Origin of the sequence: Paraburkholderia sediminicola, assembly GCF_046027825.1 — a bacterium.
Lineage (GTDB): Bacteria > Pseudomonadota > Gammaproteobacteria > Burkholderiales > Burkholderiaceae > Paraburkholderia > Paraburkholderia sediminicola_D.
Genome location: NZ_JAQQDU010000180.1, coordinates 1 through 7,105, shown reverse-complemented (window position 1 = coordinate 7,105; position 7,105 = coordinate 1). Strand labels below are relative to the sequence as shown.

Here is a 7,105-nt window from a genome sequence, read left to right as displayed (position 1 = left end):
ACCGCAGGCATACAGACAAAAAGCGCCACGCAACCAAACAGCCCAAGCAAAACCCAACGCCGTAGGCAAACAGACAAAACAGCGCCGACCAGGCAAACAACCAAATGCGTTAATCTACCCTCCCGGCGAAGCCACCCCAAACGAGGCAAAGAGACATGCCATCCCCCAAACCCGGCAAAATCCGAATCGGCATAGGCGGTTGGACCTATGCCCCCTGGCGCGGCACCTTCTACCCGTCAGACCTCACGCAAAGCCGTGAACTCCAACACGCGAGCAACAACCTCACCTCGATAGAAATCAACGGCACCTTCTACGGCTTGCAAAAACCAGCAAGTTACGAAAAGTGGTATCAGGAAACCCCGGAAGATTTCGTCTTCTCGCTAAAAGCCCCCCGCTACGCAACAAACAGAAAAGTTCTGGCGGACGCCAACGAAACCATCGAACGCTTCTTCGCCAGCGGCGTGCTCCTGCTAAAACAGAAGCTAGGCCCAATCAACTGGCAATTCGCCACCACTAAAAAGTTCGATCCGGAAGACTTCGAAGCCTTCCTGAAACTGCTGCCCACCAGCATCGAAGGCCAATCGCTAAGACACGCCGTCGAAGTCCGCAACGACACCTTCAAGACCCCCGAATTCATCGCGCTAGCCAGAAAGTACAAAGTCGCCATCGTGCTCGCAGCCGACAGCGATTACCCGCAAATCGCCGACATCACCGCACCGTTCGTCTACGCCCGCATCATGGGTACCAGCGATAAGCAGGCCAAAGGCTATTCAACCCAGGCCCTCGACACCTGGGTCGAACGCGCCCGCCAACTCGCCGCAGGCACGACACCGGACGATCTGGAAACCTCGGCCGCGGCACCTGCAAAAACCACGGCACGCGATGTCTACCTCTATGTCATCAGCGGCTTCAAGGAACGCAATCCGGCCGCCGCCATGGCGCTGATCAAACGCCTCGAGTAACGGTCATCCGGCCCGCACGCGCGAGTGTCATAATCCCGGCACTGGTAACCCAAACGCACCGACGCACCGGCACTCACCCATCCAGGCCGTGAGGCCACCCCACATACAAGGTCCGGGAGAATATTTTGAGCGCCATCGACAATCCCCTGCACGATCAGGAAGTCGGCTCGGCCGACGCCACCCAGGACACCACGCGCATCGACGACGTTCGTATCGGCGCGGTACGTCCGCTGATTTCGCCTGCCCTGCTGCAGGACGAGTTGCCTGTGCCGCCGGCGGTGCAGACGCTCGTCGAGAAAACCCGCGCGGAAATCGCCGACATTCTGCACGGCCGTGACGACCGGCTCGTGATGATCGTCGGCCCGTGTTCGATTCACGATCACGATCAGGCGATCGAATATGCACACAAACTCAAGGTCGCGGCGCAGACCTATAAAGACGATCTGCTGATCGTCATGCGGGTGTACTTCGAAAAACCGCGCACAACGGTAGGCTGGAAAGGCTATATCAACGACCCGCGTCTCGATGGCAGTTTCCGTATCAACGAGGGGCTGCGTCTCGCACGGCAACTGCTACTCGACATCAGCAGTCTCGGCTTGCCCACGGCCACCGAATTTCTCGACCTGCTCAGTCCGCAATACATCGCGGATCTGATCGCGTGGGGTGCGATCGGCGCGCGCACGACGGAGAGCCAGAGTCACCGGCAGCTCGCGTCGGGGCTGAGTTGCCCGATCGGCTTCAAGAACGGCACGGACGGCGGTGTGCAGATCGCCGCGGATGCCATCGTGGCGGCGCGCGCGAGTCATGCGTTCATGGGTATGACCAAGATGGGGATGGCCGCGATCTTCGAAACGCGTGGCAATGACGACGCGCACGTTATTTTGCGCGGCGGCAAGCAAGGTCCGAATTACGACAGCGCGTCCGTGGAAGCCACCTGCGCGGCGCTCAAATCGGCGGGCCTGCGCGAACAGGTCATGATCGACTGCTCGCATGCGAACTCAGGCAAATCGCATTTGCGTCAACTGGAGGTGGTGCAGGATCTGGCGCAGCAACTCTCGCAGCGCGAGCGCCGCATTATCGGCGTCATGCTCGAAAGTCATCTGGAAGAAGGCCGTCAGGATCTGAAAGCCGGTGTGCCGCTGCGTCACGGCGTGTCGATTACAGATGCCTGTGTGAGCTGGGCGCAAACCGAACCGGCGCTCGACACCCTGGCCGAAGCGACCCGGAAACGACGCGCGGGCTGAACTCACCAACCTCACCAACGCGGCCTGCACGATCTCGCACAACCAGCAACCGGAAGGCGAGCGTGCATGACGCAAAAACAGAAGCAAACAACAACGGCACAAGTGCCAACGCGCACCACACGCGCCGCACCAACCACCGATTAAACACGCTCACGGGGGGTGGGCGGCGCGTGATTCCTCACACCCGATGCATCGGGCGCCGCGCGCTACAACAACGCGCGTGGATGCTCCGGCGCGAGGCGCGTTGCATTACGACGCGTTGACGGCTTCCTTGAATGCCTTGCCGGCGGTGAACTTCACCGTCTTGGCTGCCGCGATCTGGATCTCGGCACCCGTCGACGGATTGCGGCCCACGCGTGCTGCGCGCGCGCCGGTCGAGAAAGAACCGAAACCGACCAGTTGCACCGTATCACCACCCACCACGGCTTTGGTCACCGCTTCGACGATAGCGTCGATGGTTTGGCCGGTGGCCGCTTTGCTTTCGCCCGTCGCTGCGGCGACTGCATCAATCAGTTCCTGTTTGTTCATAGCACTTCCCGTATGGTAATCATGGAACCGGCGCCACATCTGTTGCGCCGGGACCGACACACTAACGCATAGGCGCATATTCGCGCAAACGTTGGATGTAAGCCTTGTATCGCCCGCCCAGCGGCAATTTGACGTTTTTTTGTCCCAAATCGCTATAAGAATCGCGCGCTTACGTGATTCCCCCGTTTTACGGCTGCTCGCGGCGCTTCACAATCCGTTGCAATTTCAGTGCTTTACGGTGGCAAACTCGCTCCTGCCACGCTTTTTTACTATGTTATGTTGGATTGCCACGATTCGGCATTCAGCACCGCGCCACACTCAGCAATAAAGAATCCGGAAACAATAAAACAATGAAAATTCTCCATATTGCAACATGCGCGATGCTCGCCGCATGGTCCTGCGCCACCGCGACGGCCGGCGATACCGCCGGCACAACGCCAGCCGGCACGGCGAATCCGGCCACGCCCCGACGCCCTGGATCAGCAAATCCCGTGCAAGCTGACACTGCACAAATGACTCATGGCCGACTCGTTCGCCGGGCGTATTTACCGCTCGTTTAAGGCGCGCGCTTTATTTCCCCTGACACGCCCTCAAGGTCTCGTCGGCGCGGCCGTTATACAAAGCTGCGTGTGCGGCGCAAACGTTACAAGGACGGGAATGGTTCGGTTAGCCAGATTGAGGGAAGCGCTGTCGGTCGCGGAAGGCGACCCTGAGCTCGTGCGCTCGCAACTCCAGGCATTCGGCCGCCAGATACCGCTGCTCTATTTCATTCTGCTCGTGAACACGCTAGCTGTCGCCATCACCCATCTGGGGTCGGCGCCGGCATGGTTGTCCATCTACTTCCCGGGGGTGCTCTGCACGCTGTGCATCATCCGTTGCGTGCGCTGGTGGCGGGGCCGGCACCGGGTTCTGACGCACGATAAGGCCGTGCCCGAACTGCGCAAGCTGGTCTGGCTCACAGGCATCTTCGGCGCCGCCTTCAGCTGCTGGTCGCTTTTGCTGTTTCCCTACGGCACCGCCTATGAGCAGGCGCAAGTCACGTTTTACATGGCGACGACATTGGTCGGCTGCGTATTCTGCCTCATGCATCTGCGGGCCGCCGCCCTGCTTCTGCTCTCAATCGTCGTCCTAAGCTTTGCGGCATTTCTGGTTTACACGCGCTCGCCTATTTTCATCGCGATGGCGATCGACATGACGCTGGTCGGCGTCGCGCTCGCCTTCATCATCGAACTGTATTACCGGACTTTCGCCGGCGTCGTGCACGCCCAGCGCGAATTGCAGGTGAGCCAGCAGAAAACGCAAACGCTCAGTGACGACAACTTCCGGCTCGCGAGTATCGACAGCCTGACCGATCTGCCCAACCGGCGCAGTTTCTTCGCCTCGCTGCGCGCGCTATCGGAACAAACGCTCGGTACCGGCGGCGGCTTCAACGTCGGGCTGATCGATCTCGACGGCTTCAAACAGGTCAACGATATCTACGGACACGCAAGCGGCGACCTCGTGCTGCAGGAAGTCGGCGTGCGACTACTGGCGCTCGCGGAGCCTGGCATTTTCTTCGCGCGCCTGGGCGGCGACGAATTCGGTGTGCTGGCCCAGCACAAACTGGCCAACGAGACGCTGGTCGAGTTGGGCGTGCGCGTCTGCGAAGCGCTGAGCCAGCCCTATCGGGTGGCCGGCAATGTCGCCGAGCTGACCGGAACAATCGGCTGGGCCGCGTTCCCGGAAGCGGGCACAACCGTCCAGCAAGTTTTCGAACGCGCCGATGCCGCCTTGTACGTCGGCAAGGAAAGCCGCCGCGGCACGCCGGTCATCTTCTCGACGGAACATGAGACGCGAATCCGGCGCTCGAGTCTGGTCGCCCAGGAACTCCGCCATGCGGACCTGGAGTCCGAACTGTTCCTCGAGTTTCAGCCGATTTACGATGTGCTCACCCAACGCACCATCGGCATGGAGGCGCTCGGGCGATGGCACAACGAGCGGTTAGGCGCGGTCAGGCCTGAGGAATTCATTCGGATTGCCGAGCGTACCGATCTGATTCTGCGCGTCACCGAGGTGCTGCTGCGCAAAGCGCTCGCGGAAGTCGCGCGCTGGCCGTCCGACCTCTACCTGTCGTTCAATCTCTCCGCGATCGATATTTCGACTTCGCCGCGCGCTCGCCGCCTGGTCGATATCGTGTTGGACAGCGGTGTGCCCGCGCACTACGTGAACTTCGAGATCACCGAAACCGCGGTAACCCGCGATTTCGAACAGGCCCATAGCTCGCTCACGATGATCAAGCAAGCCGGCTGCCGCGTCTCGCTCGACGATTTCGGCACCGGCTATTCGAGCCTCAGCTACGTGCATCGCCTGCCCTTCGACACGATCAAGATCGACCGCAGCTTCATGACCGACGTGGATTCCAATAGCGCGTCGAAGAAGATCGTCAAGTCGGTGCTCGATCTGTGCAGAAATCTCGGACTCGAATGCATCGTGGAAGGACTCGAAACGTCATCGCAAGCCGACGTCGTCAAGGCGCTGGGCGCTCGCGCGATGCAGGGCTATCTGTTTGGACGACCGATGCGGGCGAGCGCCGTGGCCAGCTATCTGCAAACGGTGGTCGGCGGCGGCTACGTGATGGCGACGTAGCTGCACGCCACCATCCGCGCTAGCGCCCCGCCTGGTTCACCGCGCCCTGCTCGGCCGGCAGGATCATCCGGTCAGGAACGTCGCTCCCTCTTATGCGTGCGACGATGTAGTACAACAGCGCGGGTGCAATCAGACCGACGATCCACGAAATGTCAACGCCGCCCAGCGCGTCCACCCATGCGCCGGTATAAAAACCGGTCGCGATGAATGGCATCTGGACCACCACACCGAATACATAGACCGCGATGCCCGTCATATTCCAACGGCCATAGCGGCCGTCGGGATCGAATAGCGCCGGCACGTCATAGCGTTCTTTGGTGACGAAGTAATAGTCGACCAGATTGATCGCGCTCCACGGCGTGAAAAACGCCAGCAGGAACAGCAGGAACGCCGAGAATTCCTTGAGGAACGCATGGTGGCCGGCGAGCGCCAGCGCTGTCGATGCACCGACCATGAGGAAGATGAAGAAGAGCCGCGTGCGGTTCGAAATCGACCGTTGCCCGCCGAACCCGGTCATGATGGTAGCCACCGACATCACGCTGCCGTAAGCGTTGAGCGTGGTGATCGTGAGCTTGCCGAGCGCGATCGTGAAGTACAGCACCGCGGCAAGCATGCCGCTCGCGCCCAACCCGACGATAAACGACACCTCATGCCCCGCGAAGCGATTCCCTGCGAGCGCCGCCGCGAACACGCCGAATACCATCGAGACCTGCGCGCCCAGTACGGAGCCAAGCCCCACCGCCCAGAACGTTTTCAGTGCCGAGGTCGAACTGGGCAGATAGCGGGAGTAGTCAGCAACATAAGGTCCGTACGCAATCTGCCACGAGGCGGAAAGCGAGACCGCCAGCAGGAACGTGCCGGGCGTGAAGTGGCGGTTGCTCAGCAGCACACCGATATCGTGGCCGTGCAGCAGGCTCGCGAACAGATACAGGAACGCCAGTACGCCGACGATGGTCGACATGCGCCCCATTGCGTGAATGGTGCGGTAGCCGAGCGCGGTCAACACGACGATCAGCAACGCAAAGATCACAATGGCCGTTGTGTTGTCAACGTGCAGCAACTGCCCGATTGCCTGCCCGGCGAGCACCGTGCCGCCAGCGGAGAAGCCGACATACATCACACAGACCAGCGCGAGCGGAATGATCGCGCCATATACGCCGAATTGCACGCGGCTCGAAATCATCTGCGGCAGGCCGAGTTGCGGTCCCTGCGCACCGTGTAGCGCCATCACCGCGCCGCCGATAATCTGACCGGCCAGCAAGCCGATCAGCGACCAGAACACGTCGCCACCGAGTACCACCGCGAGCGCGCCGGTGACCACCGCTGTGACCTGCAGGTTCGCGCCGAACCACAACGTGAACTGACTAATGAGACTGCCGTGCCGTTCCTCTTCCGGAATGTAGTCGATTGAACGCTGCTCGATCAGCGAAGGCGCTGCCGCGCGCGGGATGGATGTTGCCATGTGACTCTCCTGACATGTCATTACGCCGCCTTGCGGCAGCAATGAGAACAAGGTTGGGTAACGATCGATGGCTGTCTGTTGTTGTTATTCGGGTCGGGACGACGTGGTGATCGGTGCGGTTGCGTCAGAGCGCGGTGACGAGTTCCGGGAGTGCTTCGAAGAGATCGCCCACCAGACCATAATCGGCGACGCTGAAAATCGGCGCTTCCGGGTCCTTGTTGATGGCGACGATCACCTTCGAGTCTTTCATGCCGGCCAGATGCTGGATCGCACCCGAGATACCG

General features: G+C 60.8%; 5 protein-coding genes and 1 pseudogene. 3 read left to right on the top strand and 3 right to left on the bottom strand.

Translation table 11 applies throughout. The features are described from left to right. The first annotated feature begins 155 nt into the window (after positions 1-155). Together PQQ96_RS41240 and PQQ96_RS41235 are read left to right on the top strand one after the other, a co-directional pair. On the top strand, positions 156-962 hold the full coding sequence (locus PQQ96_RS41240; RefSeq protein ID WP_408303049.1) for a DUF72 domain-containing protein: 807 nt from the start codon (positions 156-158) through the stop codon (positions 960-962). Positions 963-1,087: 125 nt separating this feature from the next. Further along, positions 1,088-2,206 (top strand): 3-deoxy-7-phosphoheptulonate synthase, encoded by a 1,119-nt coding sequence (locus PQQ96_RS41235; RefSeq protein ID WP_408303047.1) that lies wholly within the window; start codon positions 1,088-1,090, stop codon positions 2,204-2,206. Between the two features lie 249 nt (positions 2,207-2,455). On the opposite strand, the gene PQQ96_RS41230 is transcribed toward PQQ96_RS41235, so the two are convergent. Then, positions 2,456-2,734, bottom strand: coding sequence for an HU family DNA-binding protein (locus tag PQQ96_RS41230; protein WP_006049832.1), 279 nt, complete (start codon positions 2,732-2,734; stop codon positions 2,456-2,458). Between the two features lie 657 nt (positions 2,735-3,391). On the opposite strand from PQQ96_RS41230, the gene PQQ96_RS41225 reads away from it, so the two are divergent. Next, positions 3,392-5,359, top strand: coding sequence for a putative bifunctional diguanylate cyclase/phosphodiesterase (locus tag PQQ96_RS41225; RefSeq protein ID WP_408303045.1), 1,968 nt, complete (start codon positions 3,392-3,394; stop codon positions 5,357-5,359). A gap of 19 nt (positions 5,360-5,378) precedes the next feature. On the opposite strand, the gene PQQ96_RS41220 is transcribed toward PQQ96_RS41225, so the two are convergent. Both PQQ96_RS41220 and PQQ96_RS41215 read right to left on the bottom strand, forming a co-directional pair. Continuing rightward, entirely contained in the window at positions 5,379-6,821 is a 1,443-nt protein-coding gene (locus PQQ96_RS41220) for a purine-cytosine permease family protein (RefSeq protein WP_408303044.1), read from the bottom strand. Between the two features lie 124 nt (positions 6,822-6,945). Beyond that, positions 6,946-7,105: pseudogene (locus PQQ96_RS41215) on the bottom strand (electron transfer flavoprotein subunit alpha/FixB family protein); the annotation flags it as partial.